At 41.3% G+C, this 22,950-nt stretch carries 21 protein-coding genes; 15 read left to right on the top strand and 6 right to left on the bottom strand.

Annotation, left to right across the window (positions count from 1 at the left end; genetic code table 11):
• Positions 1 to 32 precede the first annotated feature (32 nt).
• The 15 genes from AC07WB_RS12650 (at position 33) to AC07WB_RS12580 (ending at position 17,178) form a co-directional block, all read left to right on the top strand.
• Positions 33 to 1,454 carry a mannose-1-phosphate guanylyltransferase/mannose-6-phosphate isomerase gene (locus tag AC07WB_RS12650; protein WP_494940609.1) on the top strand — a complete coding sequence of 474 codons (1,422 nt, stop codon included), beginning with the start codon at positions 33 to 35 and terminating at the stop codon, positions 1,452 to 1,454.
• Positions 1,455 to 1,463: 9 nt separating this feature from the next.
• Complete coding sequence (gene cpsG, locus AC07WB_RS12645) at positions 1,464 to 2,843, top strand: phosphomannomutase CpsG (protein ID WP_097096720.1); 1,380 nt, start codon at positions 1,464 to 1,466, stop codon at positions 2,841 to 2,843.
• Positions 2,843 to 3,637, top strand: coding sequence for an ABC transporter permease (locus tag AC07WB_RS12640; protein ID WP_370659817.1), 795 nt, complete (start codon positions 2,843 to 2,845; stop codon positions 3,635 to 3,637). The genes cpsG and AC07WB_RS12640 overlap by 1 nt, the downstream gene beginning before the upstream one ends.
• Complete coding sequence (locus AC07WB_RS12635; RefSeq protein WP_097096722.1) at positions 3,637 to 4,866, top strand: ABC transporter ATP-binding protein; 1,230 nt, start codon at positions 3,637 to 3,639, stop codon at positions 4,864 to 4,866. The genes AC07WB_RS12640 and AC07WB_RS12635 overlap by 1 nt, the downstream gene beginning before the upstream one ends.
• Positions 4,863 to 5,786: an FkbM family methyltransferase gene (locus tag AC07WB_RS12630; RefSeq protein WP_097096723.1), complete on the top strand. Its 924-nt coding sequence runs from the start codon at positions 4,863 to 4,865 to the stop codon at positions 5,784 to 5,786. The genes AC07WB_RS12635 and AC07WB_RS12630 overlap by 4 nt, the downstream gene beginning before the upstream one ends.
• A gap of 3 nt (positions 5,787 to 5,789) precedes the next feature.
• Complete coding sequence (locus tag AC07WB_RS12625) at positions 5,790 to 7,007, top strand: glycosyltransferase family protein (protein ID WP_097096724.1); 1,218 nt, start codon at positions 5,790 to 5,792, stop codon at positions 7,005 to 7,007.
• Positions 7,000 to 8,382 (top strand): glycosyltransferase family 4 protein, encoded by a 1,383-nt coding sequence (locus AC07WB_RS12620; RefSeq protein ID WP_097096725.1) that lies wholly within the window; start codon positions 7,000 to 7,002, stop codon positions 8,380 to 8,382. The genes AC07WB_RS12625 and AC07WB_RS12620 overlap by 8 nt, the downstream gene beginning before the upstream one ends.
• A gap of 42 nt (positions 8,383 to 8,424) precedes the next feature.
• Complete coding sequence (gene gmd, locus AC07WB_RS12615) at positions 8,425 to 9,465, top strand: GDP-mannose 4,6-dehydratase (protein WP_097096726.1); 1,041 nt, start codon at positions 8,425 to 8,427, stop codon at positions 9,463 to 9,465.
• 1 nt (position 9,466) lies between these two features.
• Complete coding sequence (locus AC07WB_RS12610; protein WP_097096727.1) at positions 9,467 to 10,369, top strand: GDP-mannose 4,6-dehydratase; 903 nt, start codon at positions 9,467 to 9,469, stop codon at positions 10,367 to 10,369.
• Positions 10,345 to 11,511: a glycosyltransferase family 4 protein gene (locus tag AC07WB_RS12605; protein ID WP_494940608.1), complete on the top strand. Its 1,167-nt coding sequence runs from the start codon at positions 10,345 to 10,347 to the stop codon at positions 11,509 to 11,511. Before AC07WB_RS12610 ends, AC07WB_RS12605 begins: the two co-directional genes overlap by 25 nt.
• On the top strand, positions 11,508 to 12,623 hold the full coding sequence (locus AC07WB_RS12600; protein ID WP_097096729.1) for a glycosyltransferase family 4 protein: 1,116 nt from the start codon (positions 11,508 to 11,510) through the stop codon (positions 12,621 to 12,623). Before AC07WB_RS12605 ends, AC07WB_RS12600 begins: the two co-directional genes overlap by 4 nt.
• A gap of 134 nt (positions 12,624 to 12,757) precedes the next feature.
• Entirely contained in the window at positions 12,758 to 14,164 is a 1,407-nt protein-coding gene (gene gnd, locus AC07WB_RS12595) for an NADP-dependent phosphogluconate dehydrogenase (protein ID WP_097096730.1), read from the top strand.
• A 49-nt stretch (positions 14,165 to 14,213) separates the two neighbouring features.
• On the top strand, positions 14,214 to 15,854 hold the full coding sequence (locus AC07WB_RS12590) for a DUF6311 domain-containing protein (protein ID WP_141400247.1): 1,641 nt from the start codon (positions 14,214 to 14,216) through the stop codon (positions 15,852 to 15,854).
• The gene (locus tag AC07WB_RS12585; RefSeq protein WP_097096732.1) at positions 15,851 to 16,792 is read left to right on the top strand and encodes a glycosyltransferase family 2 protein; all 942 of its coding nucleotides are present in this window, start codon (positions 15,851 to 15,853) and stop codon (positions 16,790 to 16,792) included. Before AC07WB_RS12590 ends, AC07WB_RS12585 begins: the two co-directional genes overlap by 4 nt.
• Entirely contained in the window at positions 16,792 to 17,178 is a 387-nt protein-coding gene (locus AC07WB_RS12580; protein WP_097096733.1) for a GtrA family protein, read from the top strand. Before AC07WB_RS12585 ends, AC07WB_RS12580 begins: the two co-directional genes overlap by 1 nt.
• 136 nt (positions 17,179 to 17,314) lie before the next feature.
• On the opposite strand, the gene AC07WB_RS12575 is transcribed toward AC07WB_RS12580, so the two are convergent.
• The 6 genes from AC07WB_RS12575 to AC07WB_RS12550 form a co-directional block, all read right to left on the bottom strand.
• Positions 17,315 to 18,430, bottom strand: a complete 1,116-nt coding sequence (locus tag AC07WB_RS12575) for a succinylglutamate desuccinylase/aspartoacylase family protein (protein WP_097096734.1) — start codon at positions 18,428 to 18,430, stop codon at positions 17,315 to 17,317.
• Between the two features lie 109 nt (positions 18,431 to 18,539).
• Complete coding sequence (locus AC07WB_RS12570; protein WP_097096735.1) at positions 18,540 to 19,337, bottom strand: ABC transporter substrate-binding protein; 798 nt, start codon at positions 19,335 to 19,337, stop codon at positions 18,540 to 18,542.
• Between the two features lie 107 nt (positions 19,338 to 19,444).
• Positions 19,445 to 20,590, bottom strand: coding sequence for an acyltransferase family protein (locus AC07WB_RS12565; RefSeq protein WP_097096736.1), 1,146 nt, complete (start codon positions 20,588 to 20,590; stop codon positions 19,445 to 19,447).
• A gap of 157 nt (positions 20,591 to 20,747) precedes the next feature.
• A complete protein-coding gene (locus AC07WB_RS12560) occupies positions 20,748 to 21,224 on the bottom strand; it encodes a YbaK/prolyl-tRNA synthetase associated domain-containing protein (RefSeq protein ID WP_097096737.1) in 477 nt (158 codons plus the stop codon).
• The gene (locus tag AC07WB_RS12555) at positions 21,211 to 21,546 is read right to left on the bottom strand and encodes a helix-turn-helix domain-containing protein (RefSeq protein WP_097096738.1); all 336 of its coding nucleotides are present in this window, start codon (positions 21,544 to 21,546) and stop codon (positions 21,211 to 21,213) included. The genes AC07WB_RS12560 and AC07WB_RS12555 overlap by 14 nt, the downstream gene beginning before the upstream one ends.
• Entirely contained in the window at positions 21,543 to 22,859 is a 1,317-nt protein-coding gene (locus AC07WB_RS12550) for a type II toxin-antitoxin system HipA family toxin (protein ID WP_097096739.1), read from the bottom strand. Before AC07WB_RS12550 ends, AC07WB_RS12555 begins: the two co-directional genes overlap by 4 nt.
• Between the last annotated feature and the right edge of the window lie 91 nt (positions 22,860 to 22,950).

Here is a 22,950-nt window from a genome sequence, read left to right as displayed (position 1 = left end):
CAGTCTAAAAGAGACACATTAGAGGTTGTGGAATGTTACTTCCCGTAATCATGGCCGGAGGAACCGGCAGTCGTTTGTGGCCCCTTTCACGCGAACTCTATCCCAAGCAGTTCATCAGCTTGCATGGACAGCACTCAATGCTGCAGGAAACGGTAAATCGCCTTAACGGCGTGGAAGCCCGTGCTCCGCTGGTGATTTGTAATGAAGAGCACCGTTTTCTGGTTGCAGAGCAGCTGCGTCAAATCAACAAACTTTCACACAACATTATTCTCGAACCGGTCGGCCGTAATACCGCTCCGGCGATAGCTCTCGCGGCCATTAATGCGATTGAGCAGGGTGATGATCCTGTGCTGCTGGTTCTGGCTGCTGATCATGTGATCGAAAACTGCGAGGCATTTCATCAAGCTATTTCAACGGCTACTAAATATGCCAAACAGGGGCATTTAGTTACTTTTGGCATTGTGCCAACAGGCCCCGAAACCGGTTACGGTTATATCCATCGTGGTGCACAGATTGCCGGTTCCGAAGATGCGCCATTTGGCGTGCAGCGCTTTGTTGAGAAACCAAATTTAAAAACCGCAGAAGATTATTTAGCGTCCGGTGAATATTACTGGAACAGCGGTATGTTTATGTTCCGTGCCAAGCGCTATCTGCAAGAGCTTGAGAAGTTCCGTCCCGATATTCTGGAAGCCTGCCATCGAGCAATGGCTAATGTTAATGAAGGCAGCGACTTCATCAGCATTGATAAAGAAGACTTCACTGCCTGTCCAGATGAATCGGTTGATTATGCCGTGATGGAAAAAACTGATGCTGCGGTGGTTGTGCCACTTGATGCAGGGTGGAGCGATGTCGGCTCATGGTCAGCGCTGTGGGAAGTAAACGAGAAAGATGCTGCAGGCAACTCGCTCAAAGGTGACACTTTCCTGCATAACACCAAAAATTGTTACATCAATAGCGAAGATCAATTAGTCGCTGCTATTGGCGTGGAAGATTTGGTCATCGTTAATACCAAAGACGCAGTGCTGGTTGCGCGTAAGGATCAGGTACAAGACGTTAAACGCGTGGTCGAATTCCTGAAGCGTGAATGTCGTAGCGAATATCGCCGCCACCGCGAAACGTATTGGCCTTGGGGACGCTGCGATTTAATCGTAAATACCGGTCGATTTAACGTAAACCGTATTACGGTGAAACCAGGTGAAGCATTTGATCTGCAGATGCATTACCACCGAACTGAGCACTGGGTCATTCTTTCCGGAACGGCCAAAGTTACTATTCAGGATAAAACCTTGCTGCTGACGGAAAACCAATCGACCTTCATCCCGATTGGCCACCAGCATACGTTAGAGAATCCGGGCAAAATTCCATTAGAACTCCTCGAAATCCAGTCTGGTTCTTACCTTGGTGATGATGATCTTATCTTGATTAAAGAACAGTTTGCTCGCAAAGAAGGATAATAAGAAAAAATGGAATCACTGACTTGTTTCAAAGCGTATGACATTCGCGGTGAGCTCGGTAAAGAGCTCAATGAAGATATCGCTTATCGTATTGGCCGCGCTTACGGCGAATTTATCAAACCCAAAACCATTGTGGTTGGAGGCGATGTCCGCCTGACAAGCGAACCGCTTAAAATGGCGCTGGCAAATGGCTTAATGGATGCCGGCACCGATGTGCTGGATATTGGTATGAGTGGCACAGAAGAGATCTACTTTGCCACTTTCCATCTGGGAATTGATGGTGGCATTGAAGTAACGGCCAGCCATAATCCTATGAATTACAACGGAATGAAATTAGTTCGTGAAGGTGCACGCCCTATAAGCGGTGACACTGGTTTGCGTGATGTTCAGCGCCTCGCGGAAGCTAATCAATTTGCAGAAATTGATCCTGCCAAGCGTGGTAGTTATAAGCAGATTTCCGTTCTGGATGCCTATGTTGATCATTTGATGGGTTACATTGATTTGGCTAATTTTAAAAAGCCAATGAAGCTGGTGATTAACTCAGGTAACGGTGCCGCTGGTCATGTGATTGACGAGATTGAAAAGCGCTTCCAGCAGGCTAATGCTCCGGTTAGTTTCTTCAAGGTTCATCATCAGGCAGATGGTCACTTCCCGAACGGTATTCCTAATCCTCTGTTACCTGAATGCCGCAAAGATACGTCTGATGCAGTGCGTGAGCATACAGCAGATATGGGTATTGCCTTTGATGGTGATTTTGATCGCTGCTTCCTGTTTGATGAAAATGCGGAATTTATTGAAGGCTATTACATCGTAGGCTTACTTGCTGAAGCATTCCTCAAGAAAGAGCAGGGCGCAAAAATTATTCACGATCCGCGTTTGACCTGGAACACTATTGATGTCGTGACTAAAGCCGGCGGGATTCCTGTTATGTCTAAGACAGGCCATGCGTTTATTAAGGAACGTATGCGTGAAGAAGATGCGATTTATGGCGGTGAAATGAGCGCGCACCATTATTTCCGTGACTTTGCCTATTGTGATAGCGGCATGATTCCGTGGTTGCTGGTGGCTGAATTGTTGGCTGTTAAAGGACAGACATTATCTCAGCAAGTTGAGGAAAGAATGAAGGCGTTTCCTTGTAGTGGTGAGATTAACTACAAAGTGAGTGACTCTAATAGTGTGCTTTCTGAATTAAAAAATGAAATAGGAAACAGTGCCATTAAGTCGGATGATATAGATGGCTTAAGTTTCGAATTCGATAACTGGAGACTCAATGTTAGAGCATCTAATACTGAACCTCTATTGAGATTGAATATTGAATCAAAGTCAGATTTAGAATTGGTTAGTGATAAATTAAAAACCATTTCATATTTAATTGAGGCTTGTGAATGATTTCCTCCCTGTTTAAGTCATTGTGGAGTTATCGTGGATTTGTGTTAGGCAACGTCAAGCGAGAGTTCCAGTCTAAATATCAAAATTCACTCCTAGGTGCAGTATGGAATGTATTGAACCCACTATCAATGATAGTGGTTTATACTGTTATTTTTTCTCAGGTGATGCATTCAAGAATGCCCGGCGTTTCAAATAGTTTTGGATACAGCATCTATCTATGTTCTGGGATTTTAACTTGGGGTCTTTTCGCTGAAGTAGTGGGGCGCGGCCAAAATGTCTTTTTAGAATATGCTAATCTCCTCAAAAAAGTTAGTTTTCCTCGATTATGTCTCCCAGTAACGATTATATGTAATGCACTGCTAAATTTTTCAATCGTATTTGGCTTGTTTACAATATTTCTCATATTCTCAGGTAATTTCCCTGGGTTTAGCTACTTTGCTTTAGTACCTGTGCTTGCTGTAATGATGGTATTTGCCATAGGATTAGGGATCACTTTGGGTGTACTTAATGTGTTTTTTCGTGATGTTGGGCAATTTTTTGGAATAGTATTACAGTTCTGGTTTTGGCTAACCCCGATTATCTATCCCGCACAAATTTTGCCAGCTAAAGTTCAACACTATTTATCGTTTAATCCAATGTTTGGAGTAATTACTGCAGCTCAAAATATCCTTGTTAAGGGAATTATCCCTCAATATTATCAACTTTTACCTGCTTTTATTATTGGATTGCTCTTGTGTGTTATCGGGTTGAAGTTGTTCCGAAAGCATTCTGGTGAGATGGTGGATGAATTATAATGGGAAAGATATCAGTAAAAAATGTAGGAAAAGCATATAAACAGTATCCTACTCGCTGGAGTAGATTGGCTGAGTGGTTTTTGCCAGGTAAAAGAAATTTTCATAAATTAAAATGGGTTTTAGAAGATATATCTTTTGAAGTGAATGCTGGAGAGGCTCTTGGTATAATAGGTATTAACGGTGCTGGTAAAAGTACGTTATTAAAAATGATTACTGGTACCACTCAGCCAACTACAGGAAATATCAAACTAGAAGGGCGCGTAGCGGCGATGCTGGAATTAGGAATGGGATTCCATCCTGATTTTACTGGTAGGCAAAATGCTATTATGTCAGGGCAGCTGTTAGGGTATAGTTTAGAAGATATATCCCGATTAATGCCAGCTATTGAAGAATTTGCAGAGATAGGAACATATATAGATCAACCAGTAAGAGTTTATTCTAGCGGCATGCAAATGAGATTAGCTTTTTCAGTTGCAACCGCCGTTAGGCCCGATATTTTGATAGTGGATGAGGCATTATCTGTTGGAGATGCTTATTTTCAGCATAAAAGCTTTAACCGAATTAGAGAGTTTAGTAGGGCAGGGACGACACTTCTTATTGTATCACATGATAAACAATCGATTCAGAGTATTTGTGATAGAGCCATTTTGTTAAATAAGGGAAAACTTGAAATGGAAGGTGATCCTGAATCTGTGATGGATTATTATAATGCTCTTCTTGCAGACAAACAAAATCAAAAAATTGAGCAAGTAGAATTAAGTGATGGTTCAATCCAAACTATTTCTGGAAATGGTGAAGCGGTTGTTGAAGATATTCGAATTCTTAATGAACAAGGTGAAACCATCGAGTTCTTAAACGTTGGTGAAAAAGTCTGCTTGAAGGTAACGGTTAGAGTTAATGAATATATTCCAAGGCTGATCTTTGGGTATGGTATAAAGGACCGGCTAGGGCAGGTTATTTATGGGACAAATACTGAACTCAAAAAAATGCCGATTGATAACGCTGAGAAAGGGTCTAAATATATATTGACTATACATTTTGATGCAAACCTAGGCCCGGGTAGTTATTCTATACAAACAGCGTTAGTAAGTACTGATACGCATTTGGTAAATAACTATGAATGGCGAGATTTAGCCCTTGTTTTTAATGTTTTAAATATTAATAAAACCCAATTTACAGGTTGTGCTTGGATTGATCCTGAGATTAAAATTAAGGCAATAATATTGTGATTAGCTATGCTCAGAACTATGAAGATGTGATGTTATGGCGTGCTCTTAAGCACATTGAGAATGGTTTTTATATTGATGTTGGGGCAGCGTGGCCTGAGCATGATTCAGTTACTAAACATTTTTATGATTCGGGATGGACTGGTATCAATATTGAGCCTAATCCTTCATTTGCCGAGCTATATTTAAAAGAACGTAAGCGTGATATTAATTTGCAGATCGCAATTTCGGACTTTGATGGATTTAGTGAGATTAACTTTATTAATGATACTGGTTTATCAACATTAAAGGATGATATTGCTAAAAAACATACTGAATTAGGTTTCGAAAGTTTTTCCGAAAGAGTAGTAGTAAAAAAACTGGCTGAAGTAATGCAAAGGTATGTTCACAAAGGACAAGAAATTCATTTCTTAAAAATTGATGTTGAAGGCCTCGAGAAAAATGTATTACTAGGTATGAACTGGGAGGGGGTCAGGCCGTGGATAATTGTAGTAGAATCTACAGTACCGCTATCTCAGGAGGAAAACTTTGTTGATTGGGAATATATGCTTAGTAATAATGATTATGCATGTGTTTATTATGACGGTCTTAACAGGTTCTATCTTGCGAAAGAGCACAATGAACTCAAACACCACTTTCGATTTCCTCCAAATGTTTTCGATAATTTCATTCAAAATAAAGAAATAATAAAGGATGGAAAAATAAAATCTTTAGAAAATGAGGTTAATTCATTCAAGGATACAGTGGCGAACTTGGATAAAAAGCTTCTAGAGTTAAATGTAATTCATACTACTTTGCAAAATGAGTTGGATGCAACTAAAATAAATTTTAACAAGTTGCGTATGGAAATGAAAAAGTTTGAAACTAGTTTTGCTTGGAAAATAAATGTGAAACTTAAGAAGTTTTTTCTTAGAAGGAAATAAGAAATGAAGAGTATTCTTTTTTTAAGTACATATCCATTTTCTAAGCCAAGGCACGGTGGACAGATTAGACTTCATCAACTTGTTAAAAAATTTGAGAGAAATGGTTGGACAACTCGTTCAATTGCAGTATATGAACAAGAAAGCTATTTAGGTGATGAGCTTGGAGCTTATGATGTTCCATTCCCAGTTGACTCAAAATATAGAATGTATAAAGGGAAGTATGTCCCACTAATTAATGATCTGTTAACAGGACAGTTTGCAATATCAGAGGATGATGGTTTAGATAAAATAATTGCTAACCTTCCACCGCAGATAGATATAATACATGTGGAACAGTGTTGGCTTTGGCCATTAGTTGGAAAAATAAAATCACTGCCAAAGTATAAGAATGTAATTGTAGTGTTTGGCTCGCAAAATATTGAATACATATTAAAAGATGAAATTTTAGAACAGTATCATGTCAACGATAGGGATGACGTTATTCAGGATATTAAAGCTCTTGAACTGAAAGCTGTGCTTGAAGCCGATATTGTAGCAGCTGTCACTGAATGTGATGTTGAATTCATGAGGGAATGGCATCGTAGAGAAATAAAACTCGCTGCAAACGGTATTGAACCTTGGGAATCAAATATCTTAACCGATAAGTGGGAAAAGAGATTACCCAAAGCACCTTGGCTACTCTATATAGCCAGTGCTCATCCACCAAACTTTACTAGTTTTAATAAAATTATTGGCGAAAGCTTAGCTTGCATTCCGCCTGATAGTAAGCTTGTAATCGCTGGAAGTGTATGTGAACATATTTACAAAGAAGTATTAAAATCTAAGTGGGCCAGCATTAATATGAGTCGTCTTGAATTTTTATATGTACTTGATGATGCTGATCTTGCAGAGGTAAAAAATAGAGCGTATGCCTATTTTCTGCCCATTGAACATGGCGGTGGTTCAAATCTTAAAACAGCTGAAGCCCTCTATTCAGGAAAACCAATCATTGGTACGATTTCTTCCTTTAGAGGCTTCGAAAAATACTCTGACAGCCCACGCGTGAATGTGATTCGAACACCAGAGGAATTTTTCGAGGTAACAAGAAAAGTACTTTCTAATCCGCAGCCAGTTTTAGAACAACAAGAACGTGTCAATTTAGAAAACTTAACTTGGGATAAAACATTAGACAAGTTGTATTCTGATGTTCAGAATTATTATGAGGCCTCTGTAAATGCATAATACTTGGATTGATGTCACAACAATTTTAGGCTGGCAACGATCTGCTGTTGGTATTGTTAGAACAGAGGTTGAATGTGCTACATTTGCTTTAAAAATGCACTCATCGAATTGTATTAAATTCTGTGCGTATACCCCTTCAAAAGGGTATTATGAAATTAACAGATTACTTGTTGAACAGACTATTGAAAGAATTAATGGGCATGTTAAGAAAAAAGAAATTGATTCGCAAAATATCGTAGTCCAACAAGTTGATTTTAAGACTAAATGCAAAACATCGGTCTTAAAATGTATAAGGCTGCTGCCAACCCGAATGCAGCGTAAAGTTATAAACTACCTTTTACCACGTCGGGTTGCTGCTAATAGCTTATTAACTTCTTTAAGACATGGTAAATTAGCTTTTAAGCAATTTTTCAAACCAAATGTATCAGTTCCTCATTTTCAGAATGTTGGAAGCACGGTAAGTGATGGTGCTAAATATCCTTTTTGTCAAAATGATGAATATATTTCTCTTGGACTGGATTGGGATCAAAAAGACTTTCAATACTTATATGAGTTAAAAAAAGAATTAAACTTAAAAGTTAAGCTTTTCTGCTATGATGTAATACCTGTAAAATTACCACATCTTTGCGTAGGGGATGTTGCTGGGAAATTTGCTCATTATTTTTCGAATGTGGCCTGGTGTGCTAATGAAATATTTTGTATTTCAAAATGCTCACGCGATGATTTAAATGAATTACTTAAACAGCTAGGAACACCTGTTCCCAAACTGACTATTGTTAAGTTAGGCTGCGAACTTCCTGAAATTGAAAATGATTCTGAAATTTCAAATGATGTTAAAAATTTATTAGAAGAAAGATATATATTGTTTGTTTCAACAATAGAAAGACGTAAAAATCATGAGGTTTTATATAAGGCGTATACAAGGCTGATAGACCAAAAAGTTGATAACATCCCTACATTAGTATTTGTCGGTATGCCTGGTTGGGGAATGAATGACTTTATTACTGATTTACACCTTGATCCCAGAGTTAAGGGCAAGATCATACAGTTGAACAATGTATCAGATCCTGAGTTAACTCAGCTATATAGAAGATGTTGGTTTACCGTTTATCCTTCATTATATGAGGGGTGGGGATTGCCTGTAGCTGAAAGCTTAGCTTTTGGTAAATATTGCTTAGCTTCTTCAGCTGCATCAGTTCCTGAAGTCGCTGGAGATCTTTTGGATTACATTGACCCTTGGGATGTGCTTGGATGGGCAGATAAGATAAAATATTTTATTGAGAATCCAAGTGCAATACATGAACGTGAAGAACGAATTAAATTTGAGTATAAATCTACCAAGTGGTCTGATACTGCTGCCTCAATTTTTAAATAGCAAAAATTTTTTTCTTTAAACTAATAGAAAGTGGAATTATTTATGAGCTCTAAAATTGCAATTGTTACTGGTATAACTGGGCAGGATGGAGCCTATCTTGCTGAGCTACTCCTGAACAAAAATTATGTCGTTTATGGTACATATCGCCGTACAAGCTCAGTTAACTTTTGGCGCATTGAAGAATTGGGTGTTAAAAACAATCCTAACCTGCATTTAGTGGAATATGACCTTACTGACCTTTCTGCAAGCATTCGTCTCCTGCAACAAAGCGGAGCAACGGAAGTTTACAACTTAGCTGCTCAAAGCTTTGTAGGTGTCTCGTTCGAGCAGCCTTTGACTACAGCAGAAATTACCGGTATTGGCCCGGTGAACTTACTTGAAGCCATCCGCATCGTTAACCCGAAGATCCGCTTCTATCAGGCTTCAACATCAGAGATGTTTGGTAAAGTCCAGGCTATCCCTCAGAAAGAAGACACTCCCTTCTATCCGCGTAGCCCATATGGTGTGGCAAAGCTATATGCGCACTGGATGACGATTAACTATCGTGAAAGTTACAACATCTTTGCCTCTAGTGGCATTTTGTTTAACCATGAATCTCCACTGCGTGGTCAAGAGTTCGTTACACGTAAAATTACCGATTCTGTTGCCAAAATTAAGCTCGGTAAGCTTGATGTTCTTGAGCTGGGTAACATGGATGCTAAGCGTGATTGGGGCTTCGCTAAAGAATACGTAGAAGGTATGTGGCTGATGCTACAAGCTGATGAGCCAGACACCTTTGTTTTAGCAACTAATCGTACCGAGACAGTACGTGATTTCGTCTCCATGGCGTTTAAAGCTGCAGGCATTGAGTTACGCTTCGAAGGGAAAGACGACCAAGAAGTAGCAATTGATGTTGCTACCAACAAAGTTGTTGTGAAGGTCAATCCTAAATTCTACCGTCCAGCTGAAGTTGAATTACTGATTGGTAATCCCCAGCGCGCTAAAGATATTCTCGGTTGGGAACCCAAAACCACATTGGAAGAGCTGTGCGCAATGATGGTTGAAGAAGATCTGCGTCGTAATAAACAAGGGTTTTCATTCTAATATGACTAATGGCAAAAAAGCATTGATCACTGGTATCAAGGGCTTTACTGGCCATTATATGGCAGCGGAATTATCCGCTGCCGGATATGAAGTTTATGGCCTAGGCTCAACGCCTGATCAATATGTTGATAATTATATTCAAGTTGACCTTACGGATGCGAAGAAAGTAAAACTCGCTATTGATGCTATTTCCCCTCATATCGTGGTACACCTTGCTGCTATTGCCTTTGTTGGTCATGCTGATCCAACCGCATTTTATGAAGTGAATCTTTCCGGAACGAGAAATTTACTTCAGGCATTGGCGGATACAGCTGTAAAGGCTGAGGCAGTATTAATCGCCAGTAGTGCTAATATATATGGTAACAATACACCCGGAAAACTAAGTGAAATAACACCAGCTAATCCTGCCAATGATTATGCAGTCAGTAAATTAGCGATGGAGTATGTTGCCAAATTGTTTATGGATAAACTGCCCATTGTTATTACACGGCCCTTTAACTATACCGGGGTGGGACAGGCTGATAATTTCCTTATTCCGAAAATTGTCAAGCATTTCAGGGAACGCAAAGCAATTATTGAGCTCGGAAACATAGATGTATGGCGCGATTTTTCTGATGTGCGATTTCTGGTTAAAAACTATGCCATGCTTCTAAACTCTGCCGCATTTGGTAAAACTGTTAATGTTGCATCTGGCGTAATGTATTCTTTACGAGAAGTAATAGAAATTTGTGAAGAGTTAACTGATCATAAAATTCGCATCGAAGTCAATCCTCATTTCGTTAGAGCTAATGAGATCAAAGAGCTATGTGGTGATGTTAGCTTGTTGAATATTTTGACGGAAGAACAGACAACAAAAATACCACTAAGAGATACTCTGAAATGGATGCTGGAAATACAAAGCTAAACGTCATTTTTTCTACGGATTGTATTAAATATCCACTAACGGGAATTGGACGTTATGCATACGAGCTTGCAAAGCAACTCCAGCAGCGTGACGATAAGATAAAGCTAACTTTTCTTCATGGAACTAAAGTACGAGACTCACTGGCAGTTGCCAGTGAGTCAGCTCAATCAGTTCAATCTTTTAAACGTAAACTACAAAATAGTAAAACTGCTAGCGAAATTTACCGACTCACTTTTCCTGTCATGAAGTCTTTAGCATTACGCAAATTCAAAGAACATATTTTCCATAGTCCTAATTATTACTTACCTCCAAGAGTCCCACACTGCGTCGCAACATTTCATGATCTTTCCGTGTTTCATTGGCCACAGTTCCATCCTGCTGGTCGTGTACATCTGATGCAAAAAGAGTTACGGAATACGGTTATTCGCGCAAAAATGCTCATTACCGATTCGCAATATACCAAACGTGAGTTGGTCGAGTTTTTTGGGCTTGAAGAGCAAAATGTTACGGTTGCCCCACTTGCTTACAACGAACAATTCCATCCGCGAAGCGCTTTCGACGTTAAGCATGTGTTAAATGAATACCAGCTTGAGTGGCGTAGCTTCTTTTTGTATACAGGTACAATCGAGCCTAGAAAGAATATTATCACTTTGCTGCGAGCTTATGACCGCTTACCAATGATTGCTAAAAACAACTTCCCTCTAGTTATTAGTGGTTATAAAGGGTGGGAGAATGCTGAACTCTTTAAACTGTTCTCTAAGGGAGAACGAGAAGGGTGGTTGAAATACCTCGGATTCGTTCCCGGCAAACATTTGCCAATTCTCTATAGTGCTGCGACTAGCTTTGTGTTTCCTTCAATCTATGAAGGTTTCGGTTTGCCTGCCCTTGAAGCAATGGCATCAGGCACGCCGGTGATCTGTTCTAACGCAACTTCGCTTCCCGAAGTTGTAGGTGATACTGCGCTAATGCATGATCCTGAGGATGTTGATGTCTTGACTACCTATCTTCAAATGATGATAGATGATGTTTTAAAAAAGCAGTTAATGATAGATGCAGGGCTCGTACAAGCGAAGCATTTCTCTTGGTCTGCATGCGCAGATAAAACGATCGAAGCCTATAAAAAGGTTGCTGAATTTATATGATTAAGGTTCTACATTGTTACAAGACCTACTATCCGGATACTTTTGGTGGTATCGAACAAGTTATTTATCAACTTGCTGAGGGTGGGGTAAAAGAAGGAATTCAATCAACCGTTTTTACCCATAGCCCTAATTTTGATCATAAAATTACCAAGCATGCAAGTCACTCTATTTATCGAGTAAAAGCACTTTGTGAATTAGCATCCACACCCTTCTCGTTTTCCGCAATAAAAGAATTTAAAGAACTTGCTAAGCAAGCAGATATCATTCATTACCATTTCCCGTACCCTTATATGGATTTTATGCATTTTGCAGCTGGAATTAGAAAACCGTCAGTGGTGAGCTATCATTCGGATATAGTAAAACAAAAAGCTTTACTAAAACTTTATACTCCACTGATGAATCGTTTTCTGAAAAGTGTTGACCGTATCATTGCTGCGTCTCCAAACTATGTAGAAAGTAGTCCGATCCTTCAGCAATTTAAAAGTAAAGTCGAAGTGATTCCTTACGGATTAGAAAAGAATTTCTATCATAATAATGAACCAGCCATAGTTGCAAAGTGGCTAGCACGTTTCCCTGATGGATTTTTCCTTTTTATTGGTACGTTTCGTTATTATAAAGGATTACATATTCTCATCGAAGCGGCACAAAATAGCCGCTACCCTATTGTTATAGTAGGCGCTGGCCCTATTGAGGCTGAACTCAAGGCGCAAGCTCAGCATTTGAAAGTGGATAATATCTATTTCCTTGGTGCCTTAGAAGATAGCGATAAGTCGGCACTGTTACAGCTCTGCACTTGCCTGGTATTCCCCTCGCACCTACGTTCTGAAGCTTTTGGTATTTCGTTATTAGAAGGCGCTTTGTACTCTAAGCCGCTTATATCAAGTGAGATAGGGACAGGGACGACGTATATCAATATCGATCGCGTTACTGGATTGGTCGTGCCACCGTCTAATCCAAAAGCATTAAGAGAGGCTATGGATAGGATTTGGAACCATCCAGAGCAAGCCAAAACATACGGCGAAGCTGCCCATGAGCGGTTTGAATCATTGTTTACTGCTGATAGAATGATTGAAAGTTACACAAATCTTTATAAGTCATTATTAAATATATAGATTTTTTTCAGATTGTTTCTGGCCGCAATCGCACCAATCATTACCTCTTATCGGCTATCCTGAGTTAACATATCGGTCACTAACTGTATGGTGTTACTGGTAACACTGTGCGAGACCACAGACAGGAGTATGTAATGTCCAAGCAACAGATCGGCGTTGTAGGTATGGCAGTGATGGGGCGCAACCTGGCTCTTAACATTGAGAGCCGCGGTTACACTGTTTCAATCTTCAACCGTTCACGCGAAAAGACTGATGAAGTCATCGCTGAGAACCACGGTAAGAAACTCGCTCCTTTCTATACTGTTGAAGAGTTTGTTGAATCGCTGGAAAAACCACGTCGTATCCTGCTGATGGTACAGGCTGGTGAAGCAACTGATAAAACTATCGCTTCCCTGACTCCGCACCTGGATAAGGGCGATATCCTGATCGATGGCGGTAACACCTTCTATAAAGACACCATTCGTCGCAACAAAGAGCTTTCTGACCAGGGCTTCAACTTCATCGGTACCGGCGTTTCCGGTGGTGAAGAGGGCGCACTGAAAGGGCCATCTATCATGCCTGGTGGCCAGAAAGAAGCATATGAACTGGTTGCGCCTATTCTGGATAAGATCGCTGCGCGTGCGGAAGATGGCGAAGCTTGTGTGGCTTACATCGGCCCGAATGGCGCTGGTCACTATGTGAAGATGGTGCATAACGGCATCGAATACGGAGACATGCAGCTGATTGCAGAAGCCTATGCGCTGTTGAAAGGCGCGCTCGGTCTGAACAACGAAGAGCTGGCTGAAACCTTCACCGAGTGGAACAACGGCGAGCTGAGCAGCTACCTGATCGACATCACTAAAGATATCTTCACCAAGAAAGACGAAGACGGTAAATATTTGGTTGATGTGATTCTTGATGAAGCAGCGAATAAAGGTACCGGTAAATGGACCAGCCAGAGCTCACTGGATCTTGGTGAGCCGCTTTCACTGATCACTGAATCTGTATTTGCCCGTTATTTATCTTCCCTGAAAACCCAGCGCGTTGCGGCTTCCAAAGTATTGAGCGGCCCGCAGGCGAAAGCCTTCACTGGTGATAAAGCTGAGTTCGTAGAAAAAGTGCGTCGCGCTTTGTATCTGGGCAAAATCGTTTCTTACGCTCAGGGCTTCTCTCAGCTCCGCGCTGCATCGGAAGAGAACAACTGGGATCTGCATTACGGTGAGATTGCTAAAATCTTCCGTGCGGGTTGCATCATCCGTGCTCAGTTCCTGCAGAAAATCACTGATGCTTACGCGAACGATGCAGACATCGCTAACCTGCTGCTGGATCCATACTTCAAGAATATCGCTGATGAATACCAGCAGGCGTTGCGTGATGTTGTTTCTTATGCAATTCAGAATGGTATCCCGACGCCAACCTTCTCAGCGGCGATCGCTTATTACGATAGCTACCGTTCAGAAGTTCTGCCAGCTAACCTGATCCAGGCTCAGCGTGACTACTTCGGGGCGCATACTTATAAGCGCATCGATAAAGATGGCGTGTACCACACAGAATGGTTGTAAAATTTTCCAAATTAGCCCCTTGGATGGGGCTTTTTTTTAGGATAAAAAAATGAAATATCCGTTATACAATAAAAATGGAAGTGGTAATTTACTTACCCTATTATTTAGTGCTTGCCTTTCGTTTTTAATTATACTCCTATTAACTCCTAAAGGGTTTATTCTTGGGACTTCTTCTTATTGGCATACCGATGCTGAAGATGTAACGCAATATATTGCTGGATTTAATTATTATTTTATATCGGATTGGCATTTCCCACTGCTAGCATTTGATTCATTAAACTATCCAGACGGTACAAGAGCAACATTCGTTGATGTTATTCCATTATATTCATTTTTATTGAAAGTTTTTTTACCCAACTCCTTATATCCTTTTAATCCTTTTGGCTATTGGGTTGCATTTTGTTTTATTATGCAAGGTGTTGGAGCCTGGTTTATCGCAAAAGAACTTAAAATTAATTGCCTTTTTACTTCTTTAGCATTATCTGCTCTGCTCACTTCTTTTCCTGCGTTGTTATTTAGGTTGGGACATATTTCCTTAATGTCTCATTGGATTTTATTGTTTTCATTAGCGTTTTATTTTAGGGCAAAAAGAACTGGGTCCTTATCCATTGCAGGGATTACTATATTATTATTTGTATCTTTTTATATTAATATTTATTTATTTGTTATGGCATCATTAATATATGCATCTTCTATTATGATGATGCTATCAAGATGTTACTCATTAAAAAAAATATTGTTGTCAGTGTTACCATTTTTCTTTGTACTAATATCTATGTTGATATTTTTATTCCCTCTACCTCCCGGTGGAGGGGCTAGAGATAGTGGGTTTGGTTTTTATTCAATGAATCTGCTTTCTCCATTCGTAGGTGGAACACTTTTTGATATACGCCTTCCTGTTATGTCTGGACAATATGAAGGATTTAACTATCTTGGGCTTGGTGTCATTTTTTTATTAGCCTCATGCATAATTTTCTTCAGAGATACAATTAAAATATCTATCAAAGAAAATATTTACCTTTTTTCTACCTTATGCTTGCTAACAATTTACTCGCTATCTGGAGATGTATATTTCTCAAATGTATTAGTGTTGAAATTATACTATCCAGCTATTACCGAAGCCGTTACATCACAGTTTAGAGCTAGCGGGAGATTCTTCTGGCCCGTAGGCTATTGCTTGGTTATTTATGGTGTCTATAAGCTTTTTAAAATTGAGTCAAAAAGATATCGCTACTTGTTATTGGCATTTGTAGTGATTGTTCAAGGAGCTGATCTTCAAAATCAAATATCTTTATTCAAAGATAGATCAAAGAGGGAACAGCTTGAGCAGATAAATTATAAGATCTGGTCAGAAGATATTAAAAATAATAATATTAAGTTTATTTATTTTTATCCTAAGTTCCGTTGTGGTGGAGATCCTATGAAAGCTCTTTTACCAATAATGAACCTATCCTCAAAATATAATGTTAAGCTTAACACCGGTTATATAGCTAGATATATGCCCGATTGTGGCAATATCAGTACTGAAATTAAGAATTCCTCAAAAGAAAATAGTCTCTACGTATTCGATAGCAATGCATACAATCAAAAAGATGTTGCTGAATTTGTTGCTAATGAGCCAGCGCTATCCTGTAACAGAAGAGATTTTGCATACATATGTCGTTTAACGAAAGGAGCAGAAAAACAATGAGCGTTTCAAAGAAAAAAATTTCCTTAATAGCACCTTTCTATAACGAAGAAAAAAATGCACATCTTTTTTTTGAACGTGTAGATAAAGTTTTCGAAAATATTAAAGAGAAATATAATTATGAAGTTGTGTGCATTAATGATGGAAGTAATGATAACACGCTAAATGAATTGATAAGATTAAAGAATGAATCATTCCCAATGTTGAAAATAATCAACTTCTCAAGAAACTTTGGTAAAGAAGCTGCTGTTACTGCGGGCATTGATTTTGCCGATGGAGATGCTTTTATCCCGATTGACTCTGATCTGCAACATCCTCCTGAATTAATTTTAGAAATGATAAATAAATGGGAGAGTGGGTTTGATGTTATCTTAGCCAAAAGGAAAAGCAGGGCTACAGACAGAAAAATACAAAGAGTAACTGCGAATTTATTCTATAGTTTATCAAGTAAAATTTCGCATACTAATATTCCTGCAGATGTTGGTGATTTCAGGTTGTTTGATAAATCTGTTGCGTTGGAATTGAGAAAGCTCAGAGAAACAAATCGATTTATGAAGGGTTTGTTTGCATGGGTTGGCTTTAAAACCACATATGTTGAATATAATGTTGAACCAAGACAACACGGTAAAACTAGTTTTAATACATGGAAATTATGGAATTTTGCACTTGAGGCTATCACGAGCTTCAGTACAATTCCCTTGAGGATATGGTCTTATATAGGTGTTATTATTTCCATTTTCTCAATGGTTTATGCTGTTTTTCTTGTTGTCAAAACTATGTTTTTTGGAAATCCTACGCCGGGATATGCCTCTCTAATGGTCGCAATTCTGTTCTTTTCGGGTGTCCAACTGATTGGGATAGGTATTCTAGGTGAATATATTGCCAGGATTTCTAATGAAGTTCGTAATAGGCCAATTTATATTATTAAAGATATATTCTAATGAAGTTGCTCAAGGCGGTTATTAGCAGTGAGTTTTTACGTTTTGCTTTAGTAGGGGGGGTAAATACACTTCTACATGCTATAATTTTAACATGTCTTATGGAGTCGGTATTCATAAATGTTGTTTTTGCTAATTTCTTCGCCTTCTTAATAGCTAATGTTTTTTCATATTTTATGAATTGCAATTTCACTTTCAAAGTTAGACCTGGGTTGAGAGGTTATGCGAAGTTTCTATCGTCATCGCTTTTGGCATTGATTCTTACACTAGCTATATCTGCCTTAGTTGGATATATGGGCTATCATTACTTAATAGGTTTTTTATTCGTTATTTTGTTAGTTCCAGTAATTTCTTATTTTATGATGAAGCTATGGGCTTTTAGAAATTAATTCCAGCTATTATGAGATTTTTTATTTTCAATTTAAAGAAATTGATTAACTATAACTATTAACAATCATAACAACAGGGTAAGGGAAATACCCTGTTGTTTTTTTAACATTTTAGTATGATTATTTCAGTAAAATATTAACCCACCAACAGCTCCCCCCGTCTCCCCGCATTCTCCCCAGCCAGCCGCACCACCAGCATCCCAGCCGTGACAAACTTAGTCAGATTCCTTGCATACAGCACGCCACCAAACTCAGCCACCAGCGGTGTTACCTGGTCGGTAATCGGATCTACGACCTCCGCGACAACTTCACCAGCTTTAATCCATTCACCCAGCTTGCGTCGATAAAGCACCAGCCCCGAATGCGCCGCATGGATATACTCACAGCCTGCCAGCTGAGTCGCTGGATGGAGCAGGGCAGGGGAATCGCCCAATTCACCGGTGATATAGCCGCCTTCAATCAGCGCATTGATGATCGCGTCGGCATCCTTTTCCGCCTGCTCTGGCGATACATCTGCCAAACCGCGCAGCTCCAGCGTTACCGGCAGCAATCCGCGCGGCATAGGGTACTCGTCGCCAAAGCGCTCAGCCAGGGTTAGCCACGGCTCACAGCAGGCTTCATCAAACGGCTCACCACCTGATATCTGCGCCAGCAGCTGCACTTCACTTCCCAGCCAGCGCGCCAGCGGTTCGATATCCGGCCACGCATGCGGCGTGGTGTACAGATGCGGCAGCGCGTCCCAATCGCAGTGCAGGTCAATCATCAAATCTGCCTGGCTGGCCATGCGCATCAGCGTAAAGCGCTGAGAATCGAGCTCGGTGCGCGCCATCAGGCTGCGATAGTGACGATCGATCGCCTCGCGTATCAGACGTTTGTTTTCGTATTCACTCTGCGTGAGCGAGTCTGCCAGCTCATCAATCAGGGCTTCTCCCAGTGCCGGGAAGCGGCGATTGAAGTCCTGACCCGATAAAGTATGAAAACGGCCCAGATGGCTGCCGTGCCAGTGTTGGCCCATCGCCAGAGGATTAGCCACCGGCACCAGTGTAATTTTGGATTTGAGCTTGCCAGCAGATTCCAGCGCTAATAGCTTTTGCTTCAAATACCATGCCACCGCCATACCTGGCAGTTCATCGCCGTGCAGAGCGGCCTGAATATAAACGCGCTGCTGCGAATCAGTACCAAAGTGGAAACTAACAATTTCGCGTTGCGTGCCCAGCGAGGCGCTCAAGAGTGGATGATGTTGTTGTTGCATAACGCTATCGATGTCCTGTTTTAAGGCAGGTTGCCATCGCACCTGCAAATTTCATGATTGGAATTATAAGTGCTGCTGTGAAAAGGGCGGCAAAAAGCCGCCCAAAAGATTACTGCTGAATGGAGATATCGGTGGCGAAGTACTTTTTCTGAATCTTATCGAAGGTACCATTCTTTTTGATTTCCGCGAAAGCATTATCCAGCGCGGTTTTCAGTTCGGTATCACCTTTACGCAAACCAATGGCGGTGCCTGGACCGATAATCGGATCCTGCACAATCGGGCCCGCCAGTTCGAAATCTTTACCCTGCGGATGCTTCAGGAAGCCATTGGCCGCCTGTGCCGCATCGGTGAACACCACGTCAAGTCGGCCTGAAATCAAGTCGCTCTCAACCTGCGCCTGATCGCCGTAAGGCACCACCTGCACGCCGTGTGGTTGCCATTTAGCGAGCGCATAACGCTCCTGCACCGTGCCTTGCTCGACGCCCACGGTTTTGCCTTTCAGTGATTCGGCGGTTGGCAGCAGGCCGGAACCTTTACGCGCAATCAGTTGAGTATGGGTGTCATACAGCGGCACGGTGAAATCAATCTGCTTTAGGCGCTCTTCGGTGATGCCCATATCAGACAGAATGGCATCAAACTTACGCGCTTTTAGCGCCGGGATCATGCCATCGAACTGGCTCTCTACCCAGACGCATTTGGTTTGCATCTGTTCGCACAGCGCATTGCCGAGATCGATATCAAAACCGACCAGCTTGCCCTGCGGCGTTTTGGATTCGAATGGGGGATAGGTTGGATCAACCGCGAAACGCACCTGATCAATTTTCGCCTGTGCGCCGAATGCGCAACCTGCCAGCACAGCCAGCGCCAGCGTCTGACGCAGGCGGGCGGTAAAACGAGAACTTGCCATAATATCGGTCTTCTTGTGTTGTGATGTTGAATCACGAAGAGTACCGCTCACCGTCGGGCATGGCAATTAGAGGATTATTTGCATTATGTTACAGTTGATAATTACATTTATTTCATAAGAATACTTGCAAGTTTCGTACTGCTTTCGTCAAATAATTTCATAAATATATGGGCAAAAAAGATTACCGCTACAAGTGTAATAATGAAAATGCCGAAAATAAGTAATGGAGTTTTATCTATAAAATGTGATTTAACATATAAAAAAGACGATAAGCTTAGTATTATTGGAAAATGAACAAGATATATTGAAAATGATATTCTCCCTAAATATTTCATTGGCTTGCTTTCAAAAAAAGTACGCATAACACCGTTTGCCATCAAGAAAACTATCAGAAACCCACTCACTACGGACATTAGGTTTCGGGTGAAAATACTGTCACCAAAAAGAGACCTGATCCAACTGTAATTGTTTGTGTGATCATATGACCCAAGGTAAATGGAAATAAGGATAATTATTATTTTTACTGAGCCTGATATTTCCATTCTACATTTGTTAATATAAAAACCCGCAATGAAAGCAAGATAATATGGTGCAGAATCAGAAGCGATAACGCAAATAAATAAGGATGATATTATAAGAAAAATGACTTCGGCTATCCCCTTGTTAATTAACCCAACATAAGACAAAACAATAAAAGAGCCGATTATTTCTATTCTCATAGTCCACAAAGTGGGAGTGTATATCGAATGTCCTAAAAATATTGAATCAAACAAACCATCTTTTAAAGCATAAATAAGGGATGGTTCGAAGTTCCAAAAACTTCCTAGCCATTTTGAACCACTAATTTGGGCTGCATCCTTCCAGTATCCTGCGCCTGATTCAATTATTACCCATGATAATAAAACACTCATTAAAACTGGAATGCAAAATCGAAAATAGCGCTTAGCTATTCTCGATTTTAAAATGGAAGATTCGTTTGTTTCGTAAAAAGATTTGGTTAATACGTATCCACTTAGTACGAAAAATATACTCACAGCTAAGGTGCCGTTCCAGAATACTGACAATAAAGGGAGGCGTAGGATTTTTGAAATGATGCCATCATTTGCATAATCGAAAGCGGAGTTTGGGTAAATTTTGTCAAACCCTAAAGGGTAAAATGAAATTAGGAAATGACATAAAAAAACAGATAATGAAGCAACTCCTCTAAGTCCATCCGCAGCTTCATCTTTAGTACTTGCTTTGTAAGATTGCATATCAGCCCATTTATGCGATTTTCAATTTTTTAATTTGATTTGACGTAACAAATCATTTAGTCATTGAAGTGAATTTTCACTTCTAAAGGTGAAGCGCTTAACGTGTGTCGAGTAATTATTAAAGACAATAACTGCTGCTCACCTTATCGTAAACCATTTATAGGATTATTTTCATCACGTTACCATTATGCAGCGCCTGATAATCCGCGATATTCAGCACCACCGACTGCTCCAGCAAGCCTGCATTAAAGGCGATTTCGTCATAGCGTTCGAACAGCAGCGGATCCACCACTAATTGTAAATCCGGATGGAAACTAAACGGCGGAATGGCACCAAACACGCAGCCGGTTAGCGCATCCACTTCCGCCGGCGAGGCCAGCGACGCACGACGGCCGCCAACTGCCGCTGCCACTTTGCTGAGATCGGCTTGTCGATCGGCGGGCAACACCGCCAGCACATGCTGTTTGATGCCGTTACCTTTCACATGACACACCAGCGCTTTCGCGCCTTGTCCCACTTCGGTACCGCGAATTTCCGCCACCGCTTCACATTTGCCAGTCGCTTCATGCGTCATCACGCGATAACGCGCCCGATGCTGGTCGAGCAGGGCGAGCAGTTTTTCATGCGTGGTCATGGCTTTCTCCGGGTTGGGTGAGTTGGGTGAGCAGGGCTCGCATCATATGCGTTTGACGTGGCAGTAAACCGAGTTTTAAACCTAGCGGCTTAAATGCCCGATTCAACGTACTTAACGTAACACTCTCTTTGTCCTGCTCAATATCCGATAATGTGCGGCGGCTAATCCCTGCGAGTGCGGCATAGCGATCCTGGGAAAACCCCAACACTTTTTTGCGCAGTTGCATGAGTAACACGCCTTGGGTGAATTTCTCTTCTATAAACTGCTGCAGCAAATCTAATAACATGGCTTCTCGCTCAAATGGCGACAGGTTTTTATTCATAATTTCCATCCGGCAATGCGCTCATCCAGGTGGTTAAAGCCGATGCCAGGCATCTCCAATATCGATGCCGGTACGCCGCGAGTCTCCAATCGAGCCTTCAATCCTTTCAGCTTATTCGCTAGTACGCTTAGCTCTTGCAGGAGAACACTTTCAGATACCAGGTCATTAAGTTGCTGCGCAATAAGATGCCATTGATAATTGCCGCCCTCCTCATGGGGTGAACCCCACTGTGTGGTGCGCACAACACCTTCTGGATCGGCTTTCATGGGGGCGAAATCATAAACAGGCGCCAGCCACATACAGCCTATTTTCTTCAGAATGGCGCTATTGCGGCCGTGATTATCGGAATTACCAAAGGCGATATTCAGCATGTCGCGTTTCACCCACTCAATAACCATTTCAGCCGTTTGCTCGGTATTCAATTTCAGCACACGCACTAGACAACGTATCACCTCAAAATGGTTGAGATAGCTACCCGGCGCTTTTTGCATGATTGAGTAAACGGATTCCAGCCCGTATAGGGTTTTTTTACCGGCGATAAAATCAATATCGAAACGCGGCAGCCAGAGAGAAGGGTAGCGCTCGCCTTCGCACAGCAACATGTGTTGCGTGTCGATGGTTGCAACCCCAAGCGCTGTGAGTTCGTGATAGAAATGGTATTCCGCTCGCAGGATGTCGCAATCAATTGGCGTGCGTGCGCCGCGAGGATATTTGACCAGATAAGGTGTGTCTTGATTCAGCAGATCATCTTGCCAGGTATCGATCCACACTTCGCTGTTGTTATTAAGACGCAACAATAATTTTGGCGCTTCACCGCCTGCGCCCGTTGCTCCGCCGCTTGCGGCACCCATTTGCTGCGCGTACTCAAGAAAATCGGTATCACGTTCAATCGCCCATTCTGCGGGAAAACGGCGGCTTTTGAGCTGGCTGTCAGGCGGCAGTTGCGGTAAGGACTCTTTGATTCTTAAGTTACCGACTGGCGCAATGGTTCCGGCCTTAAGTAGCAAGTAATCCTGCTCGTTAGCGGCTTTACCTTGCAGACCTAACTGCGTAATCCAGTAACGTCTGCTGGCTCCAGCGGGAATGATGTCATCAAGAAAACCAAACCAAGGTTTAGCAAAATGGCTGCCAATCAGCATGACCGGATAGTTGATGCTACAGCTGACCAAATCGTTGCGGTCTAAATGTTCAACGGCATAGTTGAAGTCGTATGCAAGCAGGGCTTCACCGTCGCGGCCTTTGTACGGCTCTTTAAAATCAAGCACCGCAGCATCATGCCAGCATCCATCTAGATAGATCTGTAGAGTAAGCATGGCAAACCTCAATTGAGCAGTATGTTGCTCAATTCTAGTTTGTTTTGCTTTTTTTGAGAAGTATGCTGCTCAATTTTAGCTTCATCAGCCA

The organism is Pantoea sp. GW821-FHT03E06, from assembly GCF_059420725.1.
The sequence above is the reverse complement of the archived record's forward strand: the minus strand, read 5'-3'. Positions and strand labels throughout refer to the sequence as shown.

Excerpts from the sequence above, each read along its gene's own strand:
- AC07WB_RS12650 (WP_494940609.1), top strand. The coding sequence starts at position 33 with ATGTTACTTCCCGTAATCATGGCCGGAGGAACCGGCAGTCGTTTGTGG.
- cpsG (WP_097096720.1), top strand. The coding sequence starts at position 1,464 with ATGGAATCACTGACTTGTTTCAAAGCGTATGACATTCGCGGTGAGCTC.
- AC07WB_RS12635 (WP_097096722.1), top strand. The coding sequence starts at position 3,637 with ATGGGAAAGATATCAGTAAAAAATGTAGGAAAAGCATATAAACAGTAT.
- AC07WB_RS12625 (WP_097096724.1), top strand. The coding sequence starts at position 5,790 with ATGAAGAGTATTCTTTTTTTAAGTACATATCCATTTTCTAAGCCAAGG.
- AC07WB_RS12620 (WP_097096725.1), top strand. The coding sequence starts at position 7,000 with ATGCATAATACTTGGATTGATGTCACAACAATTTTAGGCTGGCAACGA.
- gmd (WP_097096726.1), top strand. The coding sequence starts at position 8,425 with ATGAGCTCTAAAATTGCAATTGTTACTGGTATAACTGGGCAGGATGGA.
- AC07WB_RS12610 (WP_097096727.1), top strand. The coding sequence starts at position 9,467 with ATGACTAATGGCAAAAAAGCATTGATCACTGGTATCAAGGGCTTTACT.
- AC07WB_RS12605 (WP_494940608.1), top strand. The coding sequence starts at position 10,345 with ATGGATGCTGGAAATACAAAGCTAAACGTCATTTTTTCTACGGATTGT.
- AC07WB_RS12600 (WP_097096729.1), top strand. The coding sequence starts at position 11,508 with ATGATTAAGGTTCTACATTGTTACAAGACCTACTATCCGGATACTTTT.
- gnd (WP_097096730.1), top strand. The coding sequence starts at position 12,758 with ATGTCCAAGCAACAGATCGGCGTTGTAGGTATGGCAGTGATGGGGCGC.
- AC07WB_RS12590 (WP_141400247.1), top strand. The coding sequence starts at position 14,214 with ATGAAATATCCGTTATACAATAAAAATGGAAGTGGTAATTTACTTACC.
- AC07WB_RS12585 (WP_097096732.1), top strand. The coding sequence starts at position 15,851 with ATGAGCGTTTCAAAGAAAAAAATTTCCTTAATAGCACCTTTCTATAAC.
- AC07WB_RS12580 (WP_097096733.1), top strand. The coding sequence starts at position 16,792 with ATGAAGTTGCTCAAGGCGGTTATTAGCAGTGAGTTTTTACGTTTTGCT.
- AC07WB_RS12575 (WP_097096734.1), bottom strand. The coding sequence starts at position 18,430 with ATGCAACAACAACATCATCCACTCTTGAGCGCCTCGCTGGGCACGCAA.
- AC07WB_RS12570 (WP_097096735.1), bottom strand. The coding sequence starts at position 19,337 with ATGGCAAGTTCTCGTTTTACCGCCCGCCTGCGTCAGACGCTGGCGCTG.
- AC07WB_RS12565 (WP_097096736.1), bottom strand. The coding sequence starts at position 20,590 with ATGCAATCTTACAAAGCAAGTACTAAAGATGAAGCTGCGGATGGACTT.
- AC07WB_RS12560 (WP_097096737.1), bottom strand. The coding sequence starts at position 21,224 with ATGACCACGCATGAAAAACTGCTCGCCCTGCTCGACCAGCATCGGGCG.
- AC07WB_RS12555 (WP_097096738.1), bottom strand. The coding sequence starts at position 21,546 with ATGAATAAAAACCTGTCGCCATTTGAGCGAGAAGCCATGTTATTAGAT.
- AC07WB_RS12550 (WP_097096739.1), bottom strand. The coding sequence starts at position 22,859 with ATGCTTACTCTACAGATCTATCTAGATGGATGCTGGCATGATGCTGCG.